The sequence below is a fragment of the Curvibacter sp. APW13 genome, from assembly GCF_032337135.1.
Classification (GTDB): Bacteria; Pseudomonadota; Gammaproteobacteria; order Burkholderiales; family Burkholderiaceae_C; genus Allorhodoferax.
Genome location: NZ_JAVXZZ010000004.1, coordinates 57,024 through 80,473, shown reverse-complemented (window position 1 = coordinate 80,473; position 23,450 = coordinate 57,024). Strand labels below are relative to the sequence as shown.

Below are 23,450 nucleotides of genomic sequence, written 5' to 3'. Positions count from 1 at the left end.
TCAGGCGTTGGCTGCGACACCGGGCCACTGCGCCCCGGTGCAGCGCGCAATGCCTGCCAGGTCGTGGCGCGACTGCGCGTGGGCAAACCCGGCCTGGGTCAGCAGGGCCTGCACCTCCTGCGCCTGGTCGTAGCCGTGCTCCAGCAGCAGCCAGCCGCCGCGCAGCAGGTGCTGCATGCTCTGGGCAATGATGGTGCGGATGTCGTCCAATCCATCGGCGCCGCTGGCCAGCGCGGAGAGCGGCTCGTGGCGCAGCGCGGCCAGGTGCGGGTCGGCTGCGGCAATGTAGGGCGGGTTGCTCACGATCAGGTCAAACGCACCCACCACGGGTTCCAGCCACGAGCCCTGTGCAAACCGGACATCCAGCTGCAGCCGCTGGGCGTTGGCACGGGCCACGGCCAGCGCGTCGGCGCTGTAGTCCACGGCTTCGACGGTGGCGCTGGGGCACTGCGATTTCAGCGCCAGCGCAATCGCGCCGCTGCCGGTGCCCAGGTCCACCACGCGCGCGCTTTGGCGCTCCTGCAGCAACTCCAGCGCCCACTCCACCAGGGTTTCGGTGTCGGGGCGCGGGTCCAGCACCCGGGCATCCACCTGCAGGCTCAGCCCGAAGAATTCCTTGCTGCCGGTGATGTAGGCCATGGGCTCCCCGGAAAGCCGCCGCGCCAGCGCGGCCTGCAAGCTGGCCTGCTGCGCATCGGTCAGCACATCGCCATCGTGCGTGAGCAGCCAGGCCCGCTGGTGCAGCCCCTGCCCGCAGGCCAGCAACACCAACATCTGCGCATCCAGCCGCTCCAGGCCTTGGCGCTGGCAGTGCTGCAGTGCTTGGGTGAGGGTGAAGGTGGTGGGATTCATCTGCTATTAATTTGGGAGCTGCTTGCGCAATGATTGCGAGGGCTTGATGCTTGTTTGATGCATGGAGACTGCTCTGCGTGCCGGTTCATTGGTCCGTGATTTGCCTAATCGCTCATTGAATGTCTGCCATGCGGGACGTACTGAGCGCTGTTACAAGTGCCTTGATATTGCGTTCGTTCAAGAGAATCATCCCCGTGTTGGAAATCTGAAGGCCACCCTCCTGGACTTGCAGCGCCTTTGCGAACGCAAAGCGGTAACGCAAATTGAGGAGGAGGGTCACGACCTGTTCGGCAGTGAGCGTTTTCCCTCCGTTGGTCTGGGTGGCGGCATCGACAACATGGTTCCACCCCTGAATGAACGCCGACGCCTCATTCTCCATGCGTTTGTTCTGCCCCAGTAGCAGAAGGTCTGTGTATTCGTGTGAACCGGAGGTCTTGCGACGCTCATCCAGCATTCGCCCCAAGTCACTATCAAGCTTGGCCAGGTCATCGCTTGTCTTTGCATGAAATGCGATGTGGCTGATGACAAAGGTGGTGTTGTTTGGGAGGACGTCATTGGGTCTCACGACGTCATGGAGGCGGTTCTTGGTCAGCTCGGTCAGAAGGTTTGCCGCCAGGAGCAGTTGTGTTCCGTGGAGCGATGCGCCAAAGCGAACTCCTTGTGATGGCGGAATCGCTTCGAGCGGTATCACTCGAATCTCTGTGATCTTTCTGGTTGTTGCCAATTCATTGAGCTGTTCCGTCAGGGCGGGAGACGCAGCAATGGAACTAGATATTTGAGCGCTTTGTTCGGGGCTTGTGCTGTCAGAGAGCTTGTGCAAGACAGCGTCTAGTTCGGCATTGGGGGAGGGAGGGCCACTCAGTGCATTGGCGGATAAGACGAGCAAGAGGTAGAAGACAATGACACGAAAGGGGAGTGTTCGCATGAAAGAATACGCCAGGGGTATGGGTATGGGGGTGAGGGGAGCTTCCCCTTTTTTGTCTGGCCGGATTATGGCTTCTGCAAGGCGGGTATTTGCCGGACAGACGCGTGCAACGTTTTCACCATATCGTGCGGATTGCCACCCTGGCGCCAGTGATGTTGTTGGACATGCTTGGAGGCATGAGCTGCTATCAAAATGCTGGCTGCTTACGCAATATCGACAACGACTAGGAGCCGTATATCTATTGCAGCGACGCACTTGGCACGTTCAACCCAGCACCAGCCTGACTCCAAAGCCCAGAAAGGCCAGCCCCAACACTCGGTTGATCCACAACGCCCAATGGGGTGCTTGTGCCAGGTGGCCGATGACCCAATTGGCACCGCTGATCAAGGCCGCCTGGTAGAGGCAATTCATCGCAACGAAGGCGGCCCCCAGCAGTGCAAAACTGGTGGCACCTGCCTGCGGGGTGGTGAACTGGGGGAAGAAGGCCATGAAGAAGACAATGGCCTTGGGGTTGAGCAGTGTCACCCACAAGCTGCGTTGGAACGCACTTCCGGCGGCGGGGGCGCTGACAGCCAGCGAAGGCTCCCTGGAACGCAGGGCCTGCAGGCCCAGCCAGGCCAGATAGGCACCACCGCCGTAGCGCAAGACGCTGAATGCGACCGGGTGTCCGTGCAGCAGGCTGGCGGCTCCTGCCGCAGTCACTGCCATGAGTATTGCGTCGCCCGTACTGGTGCCTGCCAAAGCCTCGAAGCCTGCCCTGCGCGAGCCCGTGGCAGCGCCCAGAATCGCCAAGGTTCCCGGTCCCGGTGACAGGATGAGCAGTGTCGAGGCCAACACAAACGCCGGGAAATTGACGATGCCTTCCATGGAACTTTGGATGTTTGATTCTGAAAATATCATTCAGGGCGTGGCCGCAATGGTCTCCTACTCGCACAAACCCTCGCGACTCAAACCTTCCCCTCCAGCTCCGCCAGCTGCTGCGCCGCCTCATGGGCCTACACCGCCTCCCCCACATCGCCCAGATCGCCGTCCTTAGCGCGGTCGCGCATGTACGAGGCAAAGTCGATGCGGAGCTCGGTGCGGTAGCCCGGGAAATTGTAGGTGTGGACGGGGTTGCCGCAGCTCTCTGCGGCAACGGCTTGCGTCACAATGTGGCGTTGGCACCGTCCTGCGGCCTGAAGTTGCCGGACGCATCCCGTTTGCAGCACCTTGGTGGAGCACCGCATGAATATTCCTGTCCATACCCTGTCCGACATCGTCACGAAGCATGTGATGCCCAGCGCATTGGCCACGGAGGCCTTGCCTCTGCTGATCCAGGAGCTGGGCGCCGACAACGGTTCGCTGATGCTCTTGTCCGAAGGGCGCGTGGTGCACAAGGTGCTGGCAGCGCGCGATTCGTTCGCCGAAGTGGCGGAACACCGTGTGCAAGCCGTGCTGACCGAGGGCCTGGCCGGCTGGGTGGTCAAGCACCGGCAGGGCGCGCTGGCCTCGGACACCGAACTCGATGAACGCTGGATCTCCATCGGGACGTCGAACATCGCATCCGCCCTGGTTGTGCCGCTGATGAGCCGCGGCTGCGTGGTGGGCGTGCTGTCCCTGCACCATGGCCAGCGCTCCTATTTCCACGAGGCGCATCTGGCGCGGGCGGCCGAGTTGGCCCATCTGGTGGCTCCGGCGTTCGAGATGGCGCTGATGGTCGAATCGACCCTCGCGTCCGTGTCTGCGTTGTGCCGTGAATCGGCCCAACCCTCGGTGGTGCTCGACTGGCAAGGCCAGGTCGTGGCGGTCAACGCCGCGATGCAGGCACTGGACATCGCCTGGGAGCGCGCGCAGATGGCGCAGACCTTGCTGCCCCGCGAGCTGCAGGTCGACTCTGCGCGGCTGTGCGACTGGGAGGGCGCGCGACCACTGGCTTCGCTACCCTATGCAGCCGTTGCGGTGCCGTTTGTCGGCGCGGGTGCCTGGGTGAAGCTGGTAGCCCGCTCCTGACCTGCTGCGCTGGCCCCCATCTGCCGGCATTGACTGTGAACCCACTGCCTTTCTGTCTATGACCAACACTGCCACTTCCTCGCCTTCCGCCCGCGCGGTGACCGACATTCCCGAGTTGGGAGCCAAGACCATCGAATTCCTGTGCCAGCGTATCCCCGGGTTCGCCATGGCACCGCAGGAAGCGGCATGCGTGGCGGCGCAGATGCGCCTGGTGCACTTTCCGGCCGGTGCGGCCTTGTTCAAGGCCGGTGACAGCAGCAACACGGGCTACATGCTTCTGGTACTGGACGGCAATGTGTCGGTCGACACGGGCGGACGCAGTGCCCAGACCAAGGTCGAGATTTCGGTGCTTGGGCCGGGTGCCCTGCTGGGGGAGCTGGCCTTGGTCGACGGCATGCCACGCTCGGCCAACTGCACTGCCGTGGCTGCGGTTACCGCTGCGGGCCTGACCTCGGCCGGTCTGCAACGGCTGATGGACCAGCACCCGGCCGTAGCCACCAAACTGGCCCTGTTCATGGCCCAGAGCGCCGCCGATCGCCTGCGCGCCTTGAGTGAACAACTGGAGATGTACGACCAGATCACGGCCAGCATGCAGCGTGAGCTCGACCAGTGGCGCGCTGGCCTCAAGCGCGCGCCTTAGAGATTGCTCGCAGCTGGGTCTGGCCGATGCTGGGGTATCGGCTTTCCATTTGCTATTATTTTGGTAGCTGTTTCCCCAGTATTTACAAGGGCTGGATGCTGATTTGGCATCAAAACCGATAGGCTTTGAGTTGCTCGACCGTGGCCGTGACACCACCGCAGACGATCACGGCAATGTCGCTGGCCGAAGCCAGCACCGGGTGTCCATGGTGGAGCGCTGCCAACGCGGCGCCGCAGGCGGGCTCCACCACCACGCGCTGGTCCTCGACGAACTGCAAGGCGGCGGCCACCGCCTCGGCATCGGTCACGACCAGGCTGTGGATGGCATGTTTGCGGGCCCAGTCCAAAGCGTTGTCGCAGGGGCGTCGGGCACCGAGCGACGTGGCCACGCTGGAAATCGTGGCCAGCTCGACGGCGCGGCCTGCCGCCAGCGACTGGGCGTAGCAATCGGCGCCACGCGTTTCTACGGCCACCACCGGCACGTCGGACCAGCGATTGCGCCACAGACCTTCGAGCACGCCGCACAACAGTCCGCCACCGCCCACGGCGAGCAGCACAGCGCCAGGCTTGTGCCCGTGTGCGGCCATTTCATCGACCATGCTGGCGTGGCCTTGCCACAGCATTGGGTCATCGAAGGGGTGCACGAAGGCGTCGTGCGGGCCGACTAGCGTCTGGGCCAGTTCGTTGGCCTGTGACCATGCAGCACCGTGCACGATCAATTCGGCACCTTCCTGGCGGATGAGCTGGCGGGCACGCTCCGAGGTACTTTCTGGCACCACCACGACCACGGGCACCCCCAGTTCCCGCCCGCAATAGGCCACGGCAATGCCAGCGTTGCCGCCCGAGGATGAAACGAAGCGCCGGGCACCTGCCGTGCGCTGGGCTTCGCACACCGCACCCACGCCGCGCAGCTTGAAGGACCCCGATGGCTGCAGCGCCTCCATCTTGAGCCAGACATCTTTTCCCAGTCGATTCGACTGGGAACGGGAGCGGAGGAAGGGGGTCGTGATATGGAGTGGCATGGGGCGATGGTATGCAGGCGCTTCCATGCTGGCAAATACTGTTTGGTGCGAGTTGCTATGCTCTATAGGTATTGGAATTGGGGGTTGAAGCGGCATGCGAAATGTGGAAATGCGCCATCTGCGCTACTTTGTGGCGGTGGCCGAAGCGGGCAGTGTGGTCGCGGGTGCGCGTGCGGTTGGCATTGTCCAACCCGCGCTGTCGCGGCAGATCCGCGAGCTGGAGGCAGCCATCGGAACGCCCTTGCTGATCCGACAAGCCAAAGGCGTGGCACTGACGGCCGCGGGTGCGAGTTTTCTGCACGACGCTCGCCAGCTTCTGGCCGAGCTGCAGGCCAGCCGCCAGCGTGCCCTGCGTGCAGGGGCTGGCGAGTTGGGCGAGCTGCGCCTGGGTGTGCTGCCGAACTACCTGGGTTTGCCCGTGTTCGCAAAAACACTCCATGCCTTTCGGAAGGCCTGTCCTGATGTCCGGGTTTGCGTGGAACCCATGCTCTCGGCGGCACAAGTAGCCGCCATTGCAAATCTCCAATTGGATGGTGGCGTGATGGCATGGCGGCAGGAAGCAGCGGCGCACTTGTCGGGTGTGCTGCTGCAGCGCGAGCGCTTTGTGCTTGCAGTCCCCGCCTCCGAGCACCGCGTGCCGAAAACCCTGTCCGATCTGGCCCATTGGCCCTTCATCTGGTTGGATCCGATCAGGTCCGCAGCCCACCACCGTTTTTTGATGGCCCAGTGTGCGCAGGCGGGTTTTACACCACAGATCACCCAGACCGGCAGCGACATTCCCACGCTGGCGGGGCTGGTGGGCGCGGGCATGGGCTGTGCTTTTGTGCCGGAGAGCCTGTCGGCAACCTGCCCGCCCACGGTTCGGCTGGTGCGCCTGGAAGAAGTGGCACAGACGTTCGACGTCGAATTTGCCTACGACAGCGCCACGGTGTCCCCGGTGCTGATGCGTTTTCTGTCGGTCTTGCGACAGCAGCTTTAGGCATTTCGGCGTTCAAACCTTCCCTTCCAGCGCGGCCAATTGCTGCGCCGCCTCATAGGCCTGCAGCGCTTCCACCACGTCGCCCAGGTCGCCTTCCATGGCGCGGTCGAGCTTGTACAGCGTCAGGTTGATGCGGTGGTCGGTGAGGCGGCCCTGGGGGAAGTTGTAGGTGCGGATGCGGTCGCTGCGGTCGCCGCTGCCCACCAGGCTCTTGCGCTCGGCGGCGTCCTTGGCGGCGCGCTCGCTGCGCTCCTTTTCGTGGATGCGGGCCGTCAAGACTTTGAGGGCCTGGGCCTTGTTGCTGTGCTGGCTGCGCCCGTCCTGGCACTCGGCGACGATGCCGGTGGGAAGGTGGGTGATGCGCACGGCCGAGTCGGTCTTGTTGATGTGCTGGCCACCGGCGCCGCTGGCGCGGAAGGTGTCGATGCGCAGGTCCGAGGGGTTGATCTTGGCGGCCTCCACTTCGTCCTGTTCGGCCAGCACGGCAATGGTGCAGGCGCTGGTGTGGATGCGGCCCTGGGTTTCGGTCAGCGGCACGCGTTGCACGCGGTGGCCGCCGCTCTCAAATTTCAGCATGCCGTAGGCGCCGCAGCTGCCGCTGCTGGTCTGTGTCGTGCCTTCCACGCGCAGCACCACTTCCTTGTAGCCGCCCAGTTCGCTCTCGGAGGCGCTGGCAATTTCGGTCTTCAGCCCGATGGAGTCGCAGTAGCGCGTGTACATGCGCGCCAGGTCGGCGGCAAACAGGGCCGACTCGTCACCGCCGGTGCCAGCGCGGATTTCCACAAACGCCGGGCGCGCATCGTCGGGGTCCTTGGGCAGCAGCATGCGCTGCAGCTCGGTTTCCAGCTGCGCCATCTCGGCCTGGGCACTGGTGATTTCTTCCTGCGCCATCTCGGCCATATCGGGGTCGTTCGCCATTTCCTGCGCGGCGGCGAGGTCGGCTTCGCGCTGCTGGAAGCGCGCCCAGCGGCTGGCCACGGCGGCCACATCGGTGTGCTCGCGCGAGAGCTTCATGAACTGCTCCATGTCCTTCATGATGTCCTCGCGGGACAACAGGAATTCGAGTTCGCCCTGGCGGTCGGCGTAGCGGCTGAGTTGTTGGCGGAGAAAAGGTTTCATACGGTGCGCCGAAGAAGGTGTCGGCAGTCGCTATGGTTTTGGGAGCTGGTCACGCAATTTCTGCGCGGGCTAGAGGCTGAAAAGCCACTGAACAAAGGCGGCGCAGGGGCCACCGGAGCCGGGTCGGCCCAGCTAACGCTCGGAGCGCAGGAAGAAGTGCTGGATCGCGTTGCTGGCGCGCTCGCGCGCCTGCGGCTCGGCGGCACGCAGTTCGGCCATCGCACCGTGCAGCATCTTCTGTGTGAGGCCACGTGACAGGGCTTCGAGCACGCTGTCCACGTCCTTGCCCTGGGCCAGGGCCTTGCGGGCGCGGGCGATTTCCAGGGCGCGCCACTCGTCGGCCTGGGCGTTGAGTTGCTGGATCAGCGGCACGCTGGCGCGCTGGTCGATCCAGTGCATGAAGCTCTGGACCCCGGCGTCCACAATGGCCTCGGCCTGGGCCACAGCGGCCTGGCGGTTGGCCTGGGCGGTCTGCACCACGTTGGCCAGGTCGTCCACGGTGTAGAGGTAGACGTCTTCGAGCGCCTTGACTTCGAGTTCGATGTCGCGCGGCACGGCCAGGTCCACCATGAACATGGGACGGTGGCGGCGCTTCTTCAGGGCACGCTCCACGGCGCCGAGTCCGATGATGGGCAGGGTGGAGGCGGTACAGCTCACCACCGCGTCGAATTCGTGCAGGCGGTCGGGCAGGTCGGCCAGGCGCATGACTTCGCCGCCAAAGCGGCTGGCCAGCTTTTCGCCACGTTCCAGCGTGCGGTTGGCAATGGCGATGTGCTTCGGGCTCTTGGCGGCAAAGTGCGTGGCGCACAGCTCGATCATCTCGCCTGCACCCACGAACAGCACCTTGACCTTGCCCAGGTCTTCGAACAGGTTGCCCGCCAGGCGCACGGCGGCGGCGGCCATGCTGATGGAGTGGGCGCCGATCTCGGTGGAGGTGCGCACTTCCTTGGCCACGGCGAAGGAGCGCTGGAACAATTGGGAGAGGGTGGTGCCCAGCGCGCCCGCTTCTTCGGCGGCGCGTACCGCGTCTTTCATCTGGCCCAGGATCTGCGGCTCGCCCAGTACCATGGAATCGAGCCCGCTGGCCACGCGGAAGGCGTGGCGGGCGGCGAGGTCGTCTTGCAGGGCATAGGAGTGGGCGCGCAGCACCTGGGGCGAAACGCCGCCGATGTGGGCCATCCAGTCCAGCGTGTGCTCGACCTGGTGGCGGTCACCGGCGCAGTAGATTTCGGTGCGGTTGCAGGTGGACACCAGCGCTGCCTCGGGCCGCGACAGCGACTCGCGCAAGGCCCGCAGGGTGCCCGGAATCTGGTCCACGGCAAACGCGAACCGTCCCCGCAAATCCAGCGGTGCGGTGGTGTGGTTGATGCCGAGGGTCCAAACTGCCATGGGGGTATTGTCCACGCTAGGCTCAGGGTCTGACATGACGTAAGTCAAATTCCCGGTGCGAAGCGGTGTGAAGCGTCGATTATAAAATTCCCGCTTTCCGACACGCCCCGGGGCCTGTCACGGCCATCTTTCATGGGATTCTGGACCCTGTTGATTCACCTTGCCAATTTCCTTGCTCCCGCCGCAGCGGTGGGCGGGCTGCTCGCCGTGCTTGCTCCATGGTTTGCATCAAATCGGCCTGGAGCCCGCAAAATACTTGTCCAGGCAGCTATCAATGCGGTAGCGGGCGGGTCGGTGCTCGTGGTCGGCCTGGTGGTCTTCGGGAACGACGGCAAGATGGCCACCTACGCCGCCTTGGTGCTGGCGATCGGGACTGCCCAGGTGCTGGGGATGCGCCGGTGAGCGGCGCTGTGGTGCGGGCCCTGCTGATCGACCATGACGGTACGCTGGTGGATTCGGAGTCGGCCCACCACCAGCTATGGAACGTGGTGCTGGCCCCTTTCGGCGTGTCCATCACGGCCCAGGAGTACGAGCGCGACTATGCCGGGTTGCCCGCGCTGGACAATGGTGCGCAGTGCGTAGAGCGCTTCGGTCTGGCAGCCAGCGCCCACGAGCTGGCCCAGGCCAAATTCGCCGCCACCCGCGCCTACCTGCAGGACCGCGCTTTCCCCTTGATGCCTGGCGTGGCAGGGGCGCTTGCGCAGTGGCGTGGCCGCTTTCGCCTGGGTGTGGTCACGGGGGCGCGCAGCTTCGCGGTGCAGAACAGCCTGGCCAGGCACGGTCTGGTCGATGCCTTCGAATGTGTGGTCTCGGCCGACGACGTGGATCGGACCAAGCCGGACCCGGCCTGCTATCGCCTGGCCTTGCAGCGCATGGGGCTGGCCCCTGAGGAGGCGCTGGCCATCGAAGACACCGGCCATGGCGTGGATGCAGCGGCAGACGCCGGGGTGCGCTGCCTCGCCATTCCCACCACCTTGTCGGCCGGGCATGACTTTTCCCGCGCCTGTGCCGTGCTGCCCAGCATGGAGGCTGCGGCGTCGTGGATTTCCCGGTTCGTGAAATAGCTCTCAGGGGTTTTGCTTGCTACCCTGAAGGACATCAATGTTCGTCCCGGGTATCGCCGCTAACATTGCAGTTTCGCGAGGATGAAAAATGCCAAAAACAATACTGATCGTTGACGACTCCGCGAGCTTGCGCCAGGTCGTGAAAATGGCGCTGCAGGGTGCCGGCCACACCGTCATTGAAGCCGGTGACGGCAAATCTGCATTGGCCCTGCTCGATGGCCGCACCGTGGACATGGCCATCTGTGACGTGAACATGCCCGTGATGAACGGCATTGACTTCGTCAAGGCAGTCAAGGAAAAGGCCGCCTACAAGTTCATGCCGATCCTGATGCTCACCACCGAAAGCTCGGAAAAGCAGAAGGAAGCGGGCAAGGCAGCGGGCGCCAAGGCCTGGATGGTGAAACCCTTCGCCCCCAGCCAACTGGTTACGGCAGTGCAGAAGCTCTGCCCCTGATTCCCAAGGCGTCAGCGCAGCGACGCGCTGAATTCCGCATCGCCCAGGCTGGCAAAGGTAAATCCGTCAGCCCACAGGGCCTGGATGATGTCTTCGAGCTGGCGCAGCGTGTTGGAATGGATTTCGTGCAGCAGCACGATGCCTCCCTGGTGCGCGCGTGCCGAAGCCAGAACGTGTTCGACATAGTTGCTGCGGTTCTGCGGTAGCACGCCGCGGTAGCATGTCGTCCGTGCGCATCGCAAGCGCTGTCCAGGAGAATTCTTGCGTCCAGAACCACGCCCCCCTGCGGGCCCGACCATGGTCCCCGAGTCGGTGGCCTTCGCCGTCTACGCCATGTGGGCCAGCCTGCTGCTGAGCCTGGGCTTTGCGGTGCACGAATGGCTGCTTGCATCGTCCAAAATCGACCCGCTGGTGCGCTTTGCGATTTTTGCCGGGGATGTACTGTGCATCCGCGCGCTGGCGACGCGCAAGGCCTGGTCCCGAGAGGTCGCGGTGTGGCTGGCGCTGGTGTTCTATCTGCTGCTGGCGGTGGACGCCGACGGCCTGACCACCAACGACCTCTGGCACATGCTGGTCAAGGCCCCCATCGACGTCTTTGTCATCGGTCGTCTCTATAGCCAGGCGACCAGTGCATGGCTGTACAGGGATTGAAGCCGAGTGCTTGCCTCAGGCTGGGGTGAACAGGTCGACCCGGTCGGTGATGATGCCGTCGGTGCCTAGCGCGATCAGGCGCTCGGCCACCCACTCGTCGTTGACGGTGTAGCTCAGGGTGCGAAAGCCAGCGCTCTGGGCCTGGCGCACGGTGCTTTCATCCCACAAGGCATAGTTGCAGACGATGGCTTGGCAGCCCAAGGTCAGCGCGCATTCGAGCCAGCCGGTCCACAGGCTGTCGAGCAAGAGGCCGCGCGGCAGTGCCGGGGCGGACTCCTGTGCACCCATGAGCGCCTCGGGCTGGAAGGAGGTGAGCAGTGGCTGTACGGACTGGCTTTGCCACAGGCGCGCTGCCTCATGCGCCACGGCTTCGCCAGTGTGCCGCTCCGTGCCCGGCGTGGGCTTGATCTCGATGTTCAGGAAGTAGCCATTGCGGATGCAGAAACTGGCGACGGCCTCCAGCGTGGGCAGCGGTTCGCCCGCATAGGCCCGGCTGTGCCAGCCACCGGCATCCAATTGGGACAAGGTGTGCCAGGGGTGGTCGCCGCCCACGGCACTGTGGCCCGCGCCAATGCGTTCGCGGGCATTGGTGGTGCGCTGCAGGGTGGCGTCGTGCATCAGGAACACCACGCCGTCGCTGCTCAACTTCGCATCGCACTCGAACATGCGGTAGCCGTGCTGGGCACCAAGGCGAAACGCTGCCAGGGTGTTCTCGGGCGCCAGTTTGCCGGCGCCACGGTGGGCCACCCAGCGCGGGTAGGGCCAGGCAGGCAGGTCGGGGGCGGTGGTGTCGGTCATGGGTTGTCGAGGCGTTTTCCGGTGCTCGCATCGAACCGGTGCAGACGGTCCGCCCGCGGCGTGGCGCAGATGCTGGCACCGACGGCTGGGGCCGGGGTGCCTTCGTCTACCCGCAGGATGAGCAGATCATCCTGTGCTGCGCCTTGTGCGTCCGCCCAACGGGTGTAGAGCAGGCGCTCGCCACCCAGCAGCTCCACGGCTTCCACCCGAAGGTTCCAGCCTGTGGCGGTGACGTCCAGGTGCTCGGGGCGGATGCCGGTGATCTGCCCAGCGGCTGTGCCTGGCGCGTGGCGCAGCAGGTTCATGGGCGGGGAGCCCATGAAGCTGGCAACAAAGGTGCTGGCGGGTCGGGCGTACACCTCTTCGGGTGTGCCGAACTGCTCCATCACACCACCGTTCATGACGATCATGCGTTGCGCCAGGGTCATGGCTTCGACCTGGTCATGGGTGACAAACAGGCTGGTGATGCCCAGCTCGCGGTGCAGCTTTTGAATCTCCAGACGGGTCTGGGCGCGCAGCTTCGCGTCGAGGTTGGACAGCGGCTCATCAAACAGGAACACCTGGGGCTGGCGCACGATGGCGCGGCCCATGGCCACGCGCTGGCGCTGCCCACCCGACAAGGCCTTCGGCTTGCGATCCAGAAAGGGGCCGATTTCGAGAATCTTGGCCGCCTTGTCGACGCGGGCCTTGATTTCCGCCTCGGGCACCTTGGCGATCTTGAGGCCATAGGCCATGTTCTCGAACACGCTCATGTGCGGATACAGGGCGTAGTTCTGGAACACCATGGCGATGTCGCGTTCGCTGGGTTCGAGGTCGTTGACCACGCGCCCGCCAATGCAGATCTGCCCGTCGGAAATTTCCTCCAGCCCGGCCACCATGCGCAGCAGCGTGGACTTGCCGCAGCCGCTGGGGCCGACGATGACGATGAATTCACCGTCCGCAATCTGGGCGTTGACGCCGTGGATGACCTGGTTGGCCGTTTTGCCCGCGCCGTAGCGCTTGATGACGTTCTTGAGTTCGATGGATGCCATGTTGCGTTTACTTTTCCGTGTCCACCAGGCCTTTGACAAACCACTTCTGCATCAGCATGACCACCAGTGCCGGGGGCAGCATGGCCAGCATGGCGGTGGCCATGACGATGTTCCATTCGGTCTGGGCGTCACCACCCGAGATCATCTGCTTGATGCCCACTACGACCGGATACATGTCTTCCTTGGTGGTGACCAAGAGCGGCCACAGGTACTGGTTCCAGCCGTAGATGAACTGGATGACGAACAGCGCCGCCATGCTGGTGGCGGACAGCGGCAGCAGGATGTCCTTGAAGAAGCGCAAGGGGCCTGCGCCATCGACCCGCGCAGCCTCTACCAACTCATCGGGCACGGTCAGGAAGAACTGGCGGAACAGGAAGGTGGCCGTGGCCGAGGCAATGAGCGGCACCGTGAGGCCCGCATAGGTGTTGAGCAGCCCCAAGTCCGCCACCACCTGGTAGGTGGGGCCGATGCGCACCTCCACGGGTAGCATCAGCGTGACGAAGATGGCCCAGAACACCGCCATGCGGCCAGGAAAGCGGAAGTAGACGATGGCAAAGGCAGAGAGCAGCGAAATGGCGATCTTGCCGATGGAAATGACCAGCGCGGTGACCAGGCTCACCACCATCATCTGGCCCACGGCGGCTTTGGAGCCCGTGCCCTGGCGCTCGCCATTGAGCGCGATACGGTAGTTGTCCAGCATGTGTTCGCCCGGCAGCAGCGGCATGGGGCTTTGCACCACGGCTTCGGTGGTGTGGGTGGAGGCCACGAAGGTGATGTAGATCGGGAAGGCGACGACCAGCACCCCCAGGATCAGGATGCCGTGCGACAGGATGTCGAGCCAGCGGTTGCGCTCTACCATGCGTGGGCTCCCGGCATCAGTAATTCACTTTCTTTTCGACAAAGCGGAACTGCACGACCGTCAGCAGAACCACGATCACCATCAGCACCACGCTTTGCGCCGCCGAGCCGCCCAGGTCCATGGCCTTGAAGCCATCGAAATACACCTTGTAGACCAGGATGGCCGTGTCCTTGCCCGGGCCGCCCTTGGTGGCCGCGTCGACGATGGCAAAGGTATCGAAGAAGGCGTAGACGATGTTGATGACGAGCAGGAAGAAGGTGGTCGGCGACAGCAGCGGAAACTGGATGGTCCAGAAGCGCTTCCAGGGCTTGGCGCCGTCCATGGCCGCCGCTTCGATCAGCGACTTGGGGATGCTCTGCAAGCCAGCCAGGAAAAAGAGGAAGTTGTACGAAATCTGCTTCCATACCGCCGCCATCACGATCAGGGCCATGGCGTGGTTGCTGTTGAGCAGCGGGTCCCAGCCCATCCCGAGCTGGCGGATGCTGTACGACACAATGCCGATGCTGGGGGCGAACATGAACAGCCACAGCACGCCGGCCACGGCCGGGGCCACGGCATAGGGCCAGATCAGGAAGGTGCGATAGAGGACCGAGCCGCGCACCACCCGGTCGGCAAAGGTGGCCAACAGCAGTGAAAGGCTCAGGCCCAGCACGGCCACCAGGGCCGAGAACACGGCCGTGGTCTGGAACGAGGCCAGGTAGGAGGCGTCATTCCAGAGGTTGCGGAAGTTTTCCAGCCCGACGAACTCCACCGAGGTGCCGAACGCGTCGGACTGCAGCACCGACTGCCACAGCGCCTGGCCCGCAGGCCAGAAGAAGAACACGCTGATGATGGCCACCTGGGGTGCGATGAGCACCCAAGGCAGCCAGGCCGAGTGGAAGACGACGCGCTTTTCCATGCCGCCTTACTTGTTGGCTTTCTCGAAGCGCTCCAGCAGTTCGTCGCCACGCTTGACGATGGCGTCCAGTGCCTCCTTGGCGCTCTTCTTGCCCGCCCAGACCTGTTCGAGTTCCTCGTCCTCGATGGCACGGATCTGCACATAGTTGCCCAGGCGGATGCCGCGGCTCTTGTCCGTCACCTTGCGCACCATCTGGTTCACGGCCACATCGGTGCCGGGGTTCTGCTTGTAGAAGCCCGAGTCCTCGGTCAGCTTGAAGGCGGCGGTCGTGATGGGCAGGTAGCCGGTGCGCTTGTGGCTGGCCGACTGCACTTCCGGCTTGGAGATGAAGTCGAAGAACTTGGCGATGCCCTTGTATTCCTCGGGCTTCTTGCCGGCCATGACCCACAGGCTGGCGCCGCCGATCACCGTGTTCTGCGGCGCACCGGGCACGTCGTGGTAGTGGGGCAGGGGCGCCAGGCCAAAGGCAAACTTGGCGTTCTTCTTCACGTTGCCGTAGAAGCCGCTCGATGTCGTGATCATGGCGCACTCACCCGACACGAAGGTGGCTTCGGGCACGTTGCCACGGCCCTTGTAGACAAACAGGCCCTGCTTGGCCATGTTGGCCAGGTTTTCGATGTGGCGCACATGCAGCGGCGAGTTGATCTTCAGGCGGGCATCCAGGCCGGCCAGACCATTCTGCCGAGAAGCGAATTCCACGTTGTGCCAGGCCGAGAAGCTCTCCAGCTGGGTCCAGCCCTGCCAGGCCAGGGTGATGGGGCACTTGTGGCCCGAGGCCTTGAGCTTTGCGGCGGCCAGGGCGACCTCACCCCAAGTGCTGGGTGCCTGGTCGGTGGGCAGGCCTGCGGCCTTGAAGGCGTCCTTGTTGAAATAGAACACTGTGGTCGAGCTGTTGAACGGGAAGCTCAGCATCTGGCCGCTGGGGGCGGTGTAGTAGCCGGCCACGGCCGGGATGTAGACCTTGGGGTCGAACTTGTAGCCCGCATCGGCCATCACCTTGCCCACGGGCACGATGGCGCCCTTGCTGGCCATCATGGTTGCGGTGCCGACTTCGAACACCTGCAGGATGTGGGGTGCGTTGCCGGCACGGAAGGCGGCGACGGCGGCGGTCATGGACTCGTCGTAGCTGCCCTTGAAGGTCGGGGTGATCTTGTAGTCCTTCTGGCTGGCGTTGAATTCCTTGGCCAGGTCGTTGACCCATTCGCCATTGACGGCGGTCATGGAGTGCCACCACTGGATTTCGGTCTGGGCATGGGCGGACAGAACGCTGGCACAGGCCAGTGCGGCCAATGTGGCTGAGCGGCGTACAAAGGTCATGGGGGTCTCCTGCAGAAAAGCGTCGGATCGTGGCATTGGATTGTGACAAAGCGGTGAACGGCCAATTACAGCGTTTTGCCCGCCAGCGCCCGATAGGGGCTTACCACTAGAGAAGACCGGTATTTGCTGCACTGCGGTACCATCACGCTCTTGCCGTTTCGCTTTGCCGGGGGCTGTTGGGCCCCTCTTTCAAGGCACCTTGCCGACCCATGAACGCTCCCACCTCGTTGAACCAGCTCCTCAGTGCTGCCGATCCTGCTGCCCACGGCGCAGAGCGCATTCGCGAAATTCCGTACAACTACACCTCGTTTTCCGACCGCGAAATCGTCATCCGGCTGCTGGGCGCCAAGGCCTGGGGCCTGCTGAACCAGCTGCGCACCGAGCGCCGCACCGGCCGCTCGGCCCGCATGCTGTACGAGGTGCTGGGCGACATCTGGGTGGTGCAGCGCAACCCCTACCTGCAGGACGACCTGCTCGACAACCCCAAGCGTCGCCGACTCCTGGTCGATGCCCTGAACCACCGCCTGCATGAAGTGGAGAAGCGCCGCACGCCGGACAGCGACCCCGAACGCGATGCCATGGTGGGCGAATTGCTGGTGGCGGCCCGCGCGGCGGTGCAGGCGTTTGACCGTTCCTTCGACGAAGTGGGTGCCTTGCGTGCCAAGGCGCGGCGGGTACTGAACCGGCTCACGGCCAAGGACAACGTCAAGTTCGACGGCCTTTCGCGTGTCAGCCACGTCACCGACGCCACCGACTGGCGCGTGGAATACCCCTTTGTAGTGCTGACGCCCGACTCCGAGGAAGAGATGGCCGGGTTGGTCAAGGGCTGCTTCGAACTGGGCCTGACCGTCATCCCGCGCGGGGGCGGTACCGGTTATACCGGCGGCGCGGTGCCGCTGACCTGGAAGAGTGCGGTCATCAACACCGAAAAGCTCGAAGCCATGACCGAGGTGCAGATGCTGCGCCTGCCGGGGCTGGACCGCGAGGTCGCCACGGTCTGGTCGGAAGCGGGCGTGGTCACCCAGCGCGTGGCCGACGCGGCCGAGCGCGCAGGCTACGTGTTTGCGGTGGACCCGACCTCGATGGAAGCCTCGTGCATCGGCGGCAACATCGCCATGAACGCGGGCGGCAAGAAGGCCGTGCTGTGGGGTACGGCACTCGACAACCTGGCTTCCTGGCGCATGGTGACCCCCAGTGCCGAGTGGCTGGAGGTCACGCGCATCAACCACAACCTGGGCAAGATCCACGACGCCGAGGTGGCAAGTTTCGAGCTGCAGTACTACAAGGCTGACGGCAAGACCAAGCTGCGCACCGAGCGGCTCGACATTCCCGGCGCATCGTTCCGCAAGGAAGGTCTGGGCAAGGACGTGACCGACAAGTTCCTCTCGGGACTGCCGGGCGTGCAGAAAGAGGGTACCGACGGGCTCATCACCAGCGCGCGCTGGGTGGTGCACAAGATGCCGGCCCACACCCGCACTGTGTGCCTGGAGTTCTTCGGCAATGCCAAGGACGCCGTGCCCAGCATCGTCGAGATCATCGACTTCATGTTTGCCGAGGCCAAGCGCAGCGGCGTGGTGCTGGCCGGACTGGAGCACCTGGACGACCGCTATCTGAAGGCCGTGGGCTACGCAACCAAGAGCAAGCGCGCCCAGGCCGCCGGTGGCAACGGCCTGCCCAAGATGGCGCTGTTCGGCGACATCAGTGGCGATGACGCGGACGCGGTGGCACGTGCCACCAGCGAGGTGGTGCGCATCGCCAATTCGCGCAATGGCGAAGGTTTTGTGGCCATCAGCCCCGAGGCGCGCAAGAAATTCTGGCTCGACCGCAAGCGCACCGCCGCCATTTCGCGCCACACCAACGCCTTCAAGATCAATGAAGACGTCGTGATTCCGCTGCCGCGCATGGCCGAGTACACCGACGGCATCGAGCGCATCAACATCGAGCTGAGCCTGCAGAACAAGCTGGCCTTGTGCGATGCGCTGATTGAGTTTCTGGAGGCCGGCAACCTGCCCTTGGGCAAGTCGGATGACGCCAGCGAGATCCCCGCCACCGAGTTGCTGCAGGACCGTGTGGTGCAGGCACTGGACCTGGTGCGTGAGGTACGCACCCAGTGGCAGGACTGGCTGGACCGGGTGGAAGCCCTGTTCCCCCAGTTGCAGGACCATTCCCTGCGTGCCAGCTGGAAGGTCCAGCTGCGCAACCCTTTGCAACGTATCTTCACCGGGGCCGAGTTCGAACCCACCATGGTGCAGCTCTATGCCATCCAGCAGCGCGTGCTGAAAGGAAGGGTCTGGGTGGCTCTGCACATGCACGCGGGCGACGGCAACGTGCACACCAACATCCCGGTCAACAGCGACGACTACGACATGCTGCAGGCCGCCCACGGCGCGGTCAAGCGCATCATGGCGCTGGCGCGTTCGCTCGACGGCGTGATCTCGGGCGAGCACGGCATCGGCATCACCAAGCTCGAATTCCTGAGCGACGCCGAGCTGGCACCGTTCACCGCCTACAAGGCCAAGGTGGACCCCGAAGGGCGTTTCAACAAGGGCAAGTTGCTACGGAATCAGGAGCTGCCTGCACAATCCCTGCGCGGGCTGGAGGCCAATTCGACTGGCAACGAGGTGTCCTACGCCGATCTCACCAACGCCTACACGCCGTCCTTCGGCCTGATGGGCCACGAGTCGCTCATCATGCAGCAGAGCGACATCGGTGCGATTTCCGATTCGGTGAAGGACTGCCTGCGCTGCGGCAAGTGCAAGCCGGTGTGCAGCACCCACGTGCCGCGCGCCAACCTGCTCTATAGCCCGCGCAACAAGATCCTGGCGACCTCGCTCTTGGTGGAGGCCTTCCTGTACGAGGAGCAGACCCGCCGCGGCATTTCCATCAAGCACTGGGAAGAGTTCGAGGACGTGGCCGACCACTGCACGGTGTGCCACAAGTGCCTTTCACCGTGCCCGGTGAAGATCGACTTTGGTGACGTGACCATGAACATGCGCAACCTGTTGCGCAAGATGGGCAAGAAGACCTGGCGCCCGGGCAATGCCGCGGCCATGTTCTTCCTGAACGCGACCAACCCCGAAACCATCAAGCTCATGCGCTCGGCCATGGTGGGCGTGGGCTTTCGCGCCCAGCGCCTGGCCAACCAGGTGCTGCGCCTGGCCGCCAAGGCCCAGACCAGCAAGCCACCGGCCACCGTGGGCCCGGCACCGGTCAAGGAGCAGGTGATCCACTTCATCAACAAGAAGATGCCCGGTGGCCTGCCCAAGAAGACCGCACGGGCGCTGATGGACATCGAGAACCCGGACTACGTGCCCATCATCCGCAACCCGAATGCGACCACCAGCGAGACCGAGGCGGTGTTCTACTTCCCCGGCTGCGGTTCGGAGCGCCTGTTCAGCCAGGTCGGTCTGGCCACGCAGGCCATGCTGTGGCACGCCGGGGTGCAGACCGTGCTGCCGCCGGGCTACCTGTGCTGTGGCTACCCCCAGCGCGGCAGCGGCCAGATGGACAAGGCCGAGAAGATGATCACCGACAACCGGGTGCTGTTCCACCGCGTGGCCAACACGCTCAACTACCTGGACATCAAGACCGTGGTGGTGAGCTGCGGTACCTGCTACGACCAGCTGCAGGGCTACAAGTTCGAGGACATCTTCCCGGGCAGCCGCATCGTCGACATCCACGAGTTCCTGCTGGAAAAGGGCATCACCCTGCCCGAAGGCCAACCCGGCTACCTGTACCACGAGCCCTGCCACAACCCCATGAAGCAGGGCGACAGCATGAAGACCGTGAAGGCCCTGGTGGGCGACAAGGTTCTCAAGAGCGAGCGCTGCTGCGGCGAGTCCGGCACGCTGGGCGTGACACGGCCCGACATCTCGACCCAGGTGCGCTTCCGCAAGGAAGAGGAAATCCGCAAGGGCGAGGCCGCCCTGCGCGCCAGTGGCGCCGTGGGCGAGAAGGACAACATCAAGATCCTGACCAGCTGCCCCAGCTGCCTGCAAGGCATCAGCCGCTATGGCAACGACCTGCAGAACGGTCTGCTGGAAGCCGACTACATCGTGGTCGAGATGGCCAACCAGATACTGGGCCCGGACTGGATGCCGCAATACGTCGAGAAAGCGAACGCTGGCGGCATCGAACGCGTGCTGGTTTAAAATCGCCCCATCCCTGCAGCCGCCCCGAACCCTCGGGGCGGCTTTGTTTTTGTCTGTAGCTGAATATGTCCGATTTTTCCCTCTACACCGTCCGTGAAGCCACCATGCGCGATGCCAAGGCTGTGGCTGCCGTGCACAACGCCAGCCTGCAGGCTGCGCTCGAACCCTGGTGCGACCCCGCGGCCATCCCTGCCGTGCCGGTCGAAAAGCGCGCCGCCTACTGGAAGGAAGCCATCGAGTTCATCGAACCCCAGGTGCATGTGGCCTGCATGGGCGACGAGATCGTGGGCTTTGTCGGCTTCGACCGCTCGCGCGACCCCAAGACCCCCAACACCATGGGCGAGATCTGGGCCATCTACGTGCACCCCGACCACTGGAATGGCGGTGCTGGCCTGGCCCTGTGGGATGCAGCACGCGAGGCGCTGATCGACGAGGGCTGCACCCATGTGAGCGCCTGGCTGCCCATCGGCTGCGAGCGCACCATGCACTTCTTTGACGCCGCCGGCTTCAAGCGCGAGATGAACACCGCCCGCACCACCCCTTCGGCCCAGGGGCGCATCGAGGAGGTGCGCGTCAAGCGCGCCCTGGACTGAGTACCGCGCAGGCGCAGCCATGCGCCGCGCCCAGATGCAAAAAACGCCGCTATCGCGGCGTATTTTTTTGTTGCTATGGTTTGCGTAGCGTCCTACGCACATTCCATGCGGGCTGTGGCCTGAAATGGCACCAATCAACCAGCCAGGGCGACGTAGACGTTCTGCACGTCGTCGTTGTCGTCGATGGCGGCCAGGAAGTTCTCCACTTCCTCCAGCGCTTCGGCACTGAGGCTGGCCGGGTCCACCGGGTTCTTGGGCTTGTAGCCGAGCTTGGCGCTCAGTACCGTGAAGCCGTGCTGGGGCAGGGCGCGGCTCACCAGGTCCAGGTCAGTCGGGTCGGTGAGGAACAGGCTCACACCCTCTTCATTGGGGGGCTCGAAGTCCTGTGCACCAGCTTCGATGGCCGCCACTTCGGGGTCGGCGCCGGGTTGGGATGGTTCGGCTTCGATCATGCCCACGTGGTCAAAGTCCCAGGCCACCGAGCCGGAGGTGCCGAGCTGGCCCTTGCGGAACAGCACGCGCATTTCCGGCGCGGTGCGGTTCACGTTGTCGGTGAGGCACTCCACCATGACCGCCACGCGGTGCGGGGCAAAGCCTTCGTACATCACGTTCTCGTAGTTCACCGCGTCGGCACCCACGCCGCTGCCCTTCTTGATGGCGCGGTCCAGCGTGTCCTTGGGCATGGAGGCCTTGCGGGCCTGTTCCACGGCCAGGCGCAGGCGGGCGTTGGAGTCGGGGTCGGCACCGCTGCGGGCAGCGACGGTGATTTCCTTGACCAGCTTGGTGAAGAGTTTGCCCTTGGCGTTGGCGACCAGCGCCTTGCCCTTGGCTTTCCATTGTGCGCCCATGGCGAATTCCCTTGTTTACTGTTTGCGGACGATGACCGAACCGATCGAGTAGCCTGCGCCGAAGGAGCAGATCACACCCACCTCGCCGCTCTGGATGTCGGCGCGGTGGCGGTGGAAGGCGATGATGGAACCGGCCGACGCGGTGTTGGCGAATTCGTCCAGGATCACTGGCGCCTCGTCGTCCGTGGCGTCACGGCCCAGCACCTTGCGGCTGATGAACTGGTTCATCGACAGGTTGGCCTGGTGCAGCCAGAAGCGGCGCACCTTGGCGGGGTCCAGGTCCAGTTCGGTCAGGTGGGTGGTGATGTGTTCAGCCGCCAGCGGGCACACTTCCTTGAACACCTTGCGGCCTTCCTGGCGGAACAGCTGGTCACGGTCCTCGGGGTTGCGGTCTTCGGCACGCGACATGAATCCGGCGTTGTTGCGGATGTTGTTCGAGAAGGTGGAGAACAGCTTGGTGCCCAGCACTTCGTAGGAACCGGCCGGGGCCAGGTCCAGGCGCTGCACCAGGATGGCGGTGCCCACGTCACCGAAGATGAAATGGCAGTCGCGGTCCATCCAGGCCAGGTGGGCCGAGGTGATCTCGGGGTTGACCACCAGCACGGCGCGCGCGGTGCCGCTGCGCACGGCGTTCACGGCCAGTTCCAGGCCGAAGGTGGCCGAGGAGCAGGCCACGTTCATGTCAAAGCCCCAGCCGTTGATGCCCAGCGCGGTCTGGATCTCCACGCCCATGGCCGGGTAGGCGCGCTGCATGTTGGCGGCGGCGCAGATCAGGCCGTCGACATCGGCCGCCGTCATGCCGGCCTTGTCCAAGGCATCCTGGCAGGCCTTCACCCCGACTTCGGCCATGAGCGAGAGTGCGTCGTCGGGGCGGGCGGTGAACTTCGGGCGCATGCGCGTCGGGTCCAGCACGCCGTCCTTGTCCATCACGTAGCGGGCCTTGATGCCCGAGGCCTTGACGATGAATTCCTCATTCGAATAGGTCAGCGCCGTGCGTGTGCCGGCGGCGATCTCGTCGGCATGCTTGGCGTTTTCCAGGTCCACATATTGGTTGAAAGCCGCCACCAACTCCGCGTTGGTAATGGTCTGCGGGGGCGTGAAAAGCCCGGTACTGCTGATGGCAACACGGTGCATGGTGTAGGTGCGTCAGGATAGGTGAATCGGTGCACGGAGCTTGCCGTGCCAGCCCCGATTATCGTCGCACTGTTCTGGGGCGACGCGCGGGTGGTGGTGGGCTGTGGCTGTCATCTGCGCGACGCGGCGTCGCGCCCGGACTCAGGCTTCGCCGCCCAGCGCCTGCGCGATGTTGTCGATGTACTGCTCGGTCATGTTCTCGAACTCGCTCTCCACCAAGGGGGCTGCCACCGACTTCATGATCGCGGGGAGGGGCAGGTGCAGCTGGCCTTGTACCTCCAGCACGAGGCGGGTGAAGGTCTTGTGGTCGGTGATGGTCCAGCTGCCGCCCACCAGCGCGTTGCCTTCCCCTTCCACGGGCGTCCAGGTAATGGTGCCCTTGGCCTTGTTGGCCACGTACTTCGAGGCATACACCGTCTGCACATGCACCGGGCCGCTGCCCACGGGCTCCATTTCCCAGCGGTAGGTGTTCTTGCCCAGATCGACCAGCTGCGCCACCTTGGGGTAGTGCGAGGCCGACAGGGGCACGTCCGCGAGCAGCGCAAACGCGTCCTTGGCCTTTCCCTTGACGTCGAATTCGTAGGCAAGGTTGAGTTCAAGGGTCAAGGACATGGTGGGTGTCTCCAAAAGTGGCGCAACAGGCAGCGCATCCTAACCGCTGTCTGCGGGAAAAGCCCCAGCAATAGAGTCAGTCATCGGCTTTGGAAAAGCTTGACGCATGTCAATCATGCCCGGGGC

At 64.2% G+C, this 23,450-nt stretch carries 25 protein-coding genes; 9 read left to right on the top strand and 16 right to left on the bottom strand.

What is annotated here, in order from left to right; all coding sequences use genetic code 11:
• The 4 genes from prmC to RQP54_RS16105 form a co-directional block, all read right to left on the bottom strand.
• Positions 1–852 (bottom strand): peptide chain release factor N(5)-glutamine methyltransferase, encoded by an 852-nt coding sequence (gene prmC, locus RQP54_RS16120; RefSeq protein ID WP_315679439.1) that lies wholly within the window; start codon positions 850–852, stop codon positions 1–3.
• Positions 853–964: 112 nt separating this feature from the next.
• Positions 965–1,777, bottom strand: coding sequence for a hypothetical protein (locus tag RQP54_RS16115; RefSeq protein ID WP_315679438.1), 813 nt, complete (start codon positions 1,775–1,777; stop codon positions 965–967).
• 264 nt (positions 1,778–2,041) lie between these two features.
• Complete coding sequence (locus RQP54_RS16110) at positions 2,042–2,644, bottom strand: LysE family transporter (RefSeq protein WP_315679437.1); 603 nt, start codon at positions 2,642–2,644, stop codon at positions 2,042–2,044.
• Positions 2,645–2,772: 128 nt separating this feature from the next.
• Complete coding sequence (locus tag RQP54_RS16105; protein WP_315679436.1) at positions 2,773–3,003, bottom strand: hypothetical protein; 231 nt, start codon at positions 3,001–3,003, stop codon at positions 2,773–2,775.
• Here RQP54_RS16105 and RQP54_RS16100 point away from each other — a divergent pair.
• Both RQP54_RS16100 and RQP54_RS16095 read left to right on the top strand, forming a co-directional pair.
• Positions 3,002–3,766: a GAF domain-containing protein gene (locus tag RQP54_RS16100; protein ID WP_315679435.1), complete on the top strand. Its 765-nt coding sequence runs from the start codon at positions 3,002–3,004 to the stop codon at positions 3,764–3,766. The two genes, RQP54_RS16105 and RQP54_RS16100, sit on opposite strands and share 2 nt — an antisense overlap.
• A 58-nt stretch (positions 3,767–3,824) precedes the next feature.
• The gene (locus RQP54_RS16095) at positions 3,825–4,406 is read left to right on the top strand and encodes a cyclic nucleotide-binding domain-containing protein (RefSeq protein ID WP_315679434.1); all 582 of its coding nucleotides are present in this window, start codon (positions 3,825–3,827) and stop codon (positions 4,404–4,406) included.
• A gap of 109 nt (positions 4,407–4,515) precedes the next feature.
• Here RQP54_RS16095 and RQP54_RS16090 read toward each other — a convergent pair whose 3' ends face one another.
• On the bottom strand, positions 4,516–5,427 hold the full coding sequence (locus RQP54_RS16090) for a pyridoxal-phosphate dependent enzyme (RefSeq protein ID WP_315679433.1): 912 nt from the start codon (positions 5,425–5,427) through the stop codon (positions 4,516–4,518).
• 94 nt (positions 5,428–5,521) lie between these two features.
• Between RQP54_RS16090 and RQP54_RS16085 the strand changes: the two genes are divergently transcribed.
• Positions 5,522–6,406, top strand: a complete 885-nt coding sequence (locus RQP54_RS16085; protein ID WP_315679432.1) for a LysR substrate-binding domain-containing protein — start codon at positions 5,522–5,524, stop codon at positions 6,404–6,406.
• Between the two features lie 12 nt (positions 6,407–6,418).
• Here the strand turns inward: RQP54_RS16085 and prfA are convergent, their stop codons facing one another.
• Both prfA and hemA read right to left on the bottom strand, forming a co-directional pair.
• Complete coding sequence (gene prfA / locus RQP54_RS16080; protein WP_315679431.1) at positions 6,419–7,525, bottom strand: peptide chain release factor 1; 1,107 nt, start codon at positions 7,523–7,525, stop codon at positions 6,419–6,421.
• A 132-nt stretch (positions 7,526–7,657) separates the two neighbouring features.
• Positions 7,658–8,914 (bottom strand): glutamyl-tRNA reductase, encoded by a 1,257-nt coding sequence (gene hemA, locus RQP54_RS16075; RefSeq protein WP_315679430.1) that lies wholly within the window; start codon positions 8,912–8,914, stop codon positions 7,658–7,660.
• Positions 8,915–9,046: 132 nt separating this feature from the next.
• Between hemA and RQP54_RS16070 the strand changes: the two genes are divergently transcribed.
• The 3 genes from RQP54_RS16070 to RQP54_RS16060 all read left to right on the top strand — a co-directional run bounded on the left by RQP54_RS16070 (position 9,047) and on the right by RQP54_RS16060 (position 10,432).
• Entirely contained in the window at positions 9,047–9,316 is a 270-nt protein-coding gene (locus tag RQP54_RS16070; protein WP_315679429.1) for a hypothetical protein, read from the top strand.
• A complete protein-coding gene (locus RQP54_RS16065; RefSeq protein WP_315679428.1) occupies positions 9,313–9,978 on the top strand; it encodes an HAD family phosphatase in 666 nt (221 codons plus the stop codon). The genes RQP54_RS16070 and RQP54_RS16065 overlap by 4 nt, the downstream gene beginning before the upstream one ends.
• A gap of 88 nt (positions 9,979–10,066) precedes the next feature.
• Complete coding sequence (locus tag RQP54_RS16060; protein WP_315679427.1) at positions 10,067–10,432, top strand: response regulator; 366 nt, start codon at positions 10,067–10,069, stop codon at positions 10,430–10,432.
• A gap of 11 nt (positions 10,433–10,443) precedes the next feature.
• Here the strand turns inward: RQP54_RS16060 and RQP54_RS16055 are convergent, their stop codons facing one another.
• The gene (locus tag RQP54_RS16055; RefSeq protein WP_315679426.1) at positions 10,444–10,641 is read right to left on the bottom strand and encodes a hypothetical protein; all 198 of its coding nucleotides are present in this window, start codon (positions 10,639–10,641) and stop codon (positions 10,444–10,446) included.
• 52 nt (positions 10,642–10,693) lie between these two features.
• On the opposite strand from RQP54_RS16055, the gene RQP54_RS16050 reads away from it, so the two are divergent.
• Entirely contained in the window at positions 10,694–11,083 is a 390-nt protein-coding gene (locus RQP54_RS16050; RefSeq protein ID WP_315679425.1) for a hypothetical protein, read from the top strand.
• Positions 11,084–11,098: 15 nt separating this feature from the next.
• Here the strand turns inward: RQP54_RS16050 and ugpQ are convergent, their stop codons facing one another.
• The 5 genes from ugpQ to ugpB are packed head-to-tail and all read right to left on the bottom strand — an operon-like array spanning position 11,099 to position 15,986.
• The gene (gene ugpQ / locus RQP54_RS16045) at positions 11,099–11,881 is read right to left on the bottom strand and encodes a glycerophosphodiester phosphodiesterase (RefSeq protein WP_315679424.1); all 783 of its coding nucleotides are present in this window, start codon (positions 11,879–11,881) and stop codon (positions 11,099–11,101) included.
• On the bottom strand, positions 11,878–12,912 hold the full coding sequence (gene ugpC / locus RQP54_RS16040; protein WP_315679423.1) for a sn-glycerol-3-phosphate ABC transporter ATP-binding protein UgpC: 1,035 nt from the start codon (positions 12,910–12,912) through the stop codon (positions 11,878–11,880). Before ugpC ends, ugpQ begins: the two co-directional genes overlap by 4 nt.
• A 7-nt stretch (positions 12,913–12,919) precedes the next feature.
• On the bottom strand, positions 12,920–13,771 hold the full coding sequence (gene ugpE / locus RQP54_RS16035; protein WP_315679422.1) for a sn-glycerol-3-phosphate ABC transporter permease UgpE: 852 nt from the start codon (positions 13,769–13,771) through the stop codon (positions 12,920–12,922).
• 16 nt (positions 13,772–13,787) lie between these two features.
• On the bottom strand, positions 13,788–14,669 hold the full coding sequence (gene ugpA, locus RQP54_RS16030) for a sn-glycerol-3-phosphate ABC transporter permease UgpA (protein WP_315679421.1): 882 nt from the start codon (positions 14,667–14,669) through the stop codon (positions 13,788–13,790).
• A gap of 6 nt (positions 14,670–14,675) precedes the next feature.
• Positions 14,676–15,986, bottom strand: coding sequence for a sn-glycerol-3-phosphate ABC transporter substrate-binding protein UgpB (gene ugpB / locus RQP54_RS16025; RefSeq protein ID WP_315679420.1), 1,311 nt, complete (start codon positions 15,984–15,986; stop codon positions 14,676–14,678).
• A 209-nt stretch (positions 15,987–16,195) separates the two neighbouring features.
• On the opposite strand from ugpB, the gene RQP54_RS16020 reads away from it, so the two are divergent.
• Complete coding sequence (locus RQP54_RS16020) at positions 16,196–20,137, top strand: FAD/FMN-binding oxidoreductase (RefSeq protein ID WP_315679419.1); 3,942 nt, start codon at positions 16,196–16,198, stop codon at positions 20,135–20,137.
• A gap of 65 nt (positions 20,138–20,202) precedes the next feature.
• On the top strand, positions 20,203–20,730 hold the full coding sequence (locus RQP54_RS16015; protein ID WP_315679418.1) for a GNAT family N-acetyltransferase: 528 nt from the start codon (positions 20,203–20,205) through the stop codon (positions 20,728–20,730).
• Between the two features lie 134 nt (positions 20,731–20,864).
• Here the strand turns inward: RQP54_RS16015 and RQP54_RS16010 are convergent, their stop codons facing one another.
• The 3 genes from RQP54_RS16010 to RQP54_RS16000 all read right to left on the bottom strand — a co-directional run bounded on the left by RQP54_RS16010 (position 20,865) and on the right by RQP54_RS16000 (position 23,324).
• Positions 20,865–21,578 (bottom strand): YebC/PmpR family DNA-binding transcriptional regulator, encoded by a 714-nt coding sequence (locus tag RQP54_RS16010; protein ID WP_315679417.1) that lies wholly within the window; start codon positions 21,576–21,578, stop codon positions 20,865–20,867.
• Positions 21,579–21,593: 15 nt separating this feature from the next.
• A complete protein-coding gene (locus RQP54_RS16005; protein ID WP_315679416.1) occupies positions 21,594–22,712 on the bottom strand; it encodes a beta-ketoacyl-ACP synthase III in 1,119 nt (372 codons plus the stop codon).
• A 141-nt stretch (positions 22,713–22,853) separates the two neighbouring features.
• Positions 22,854–23,324: a hypothetical protein gene (locus RQP54_RS16000; RefSeq protein WP_315679415.1), complete on the bottom strand. Its 471-nt coding sequence runs from the start codon at positions 23,322–23,324 to the stop codon at positions 22,854–22,856.
• Positions 23,325–23,450 lie beyond the last annotated feature (126 nt).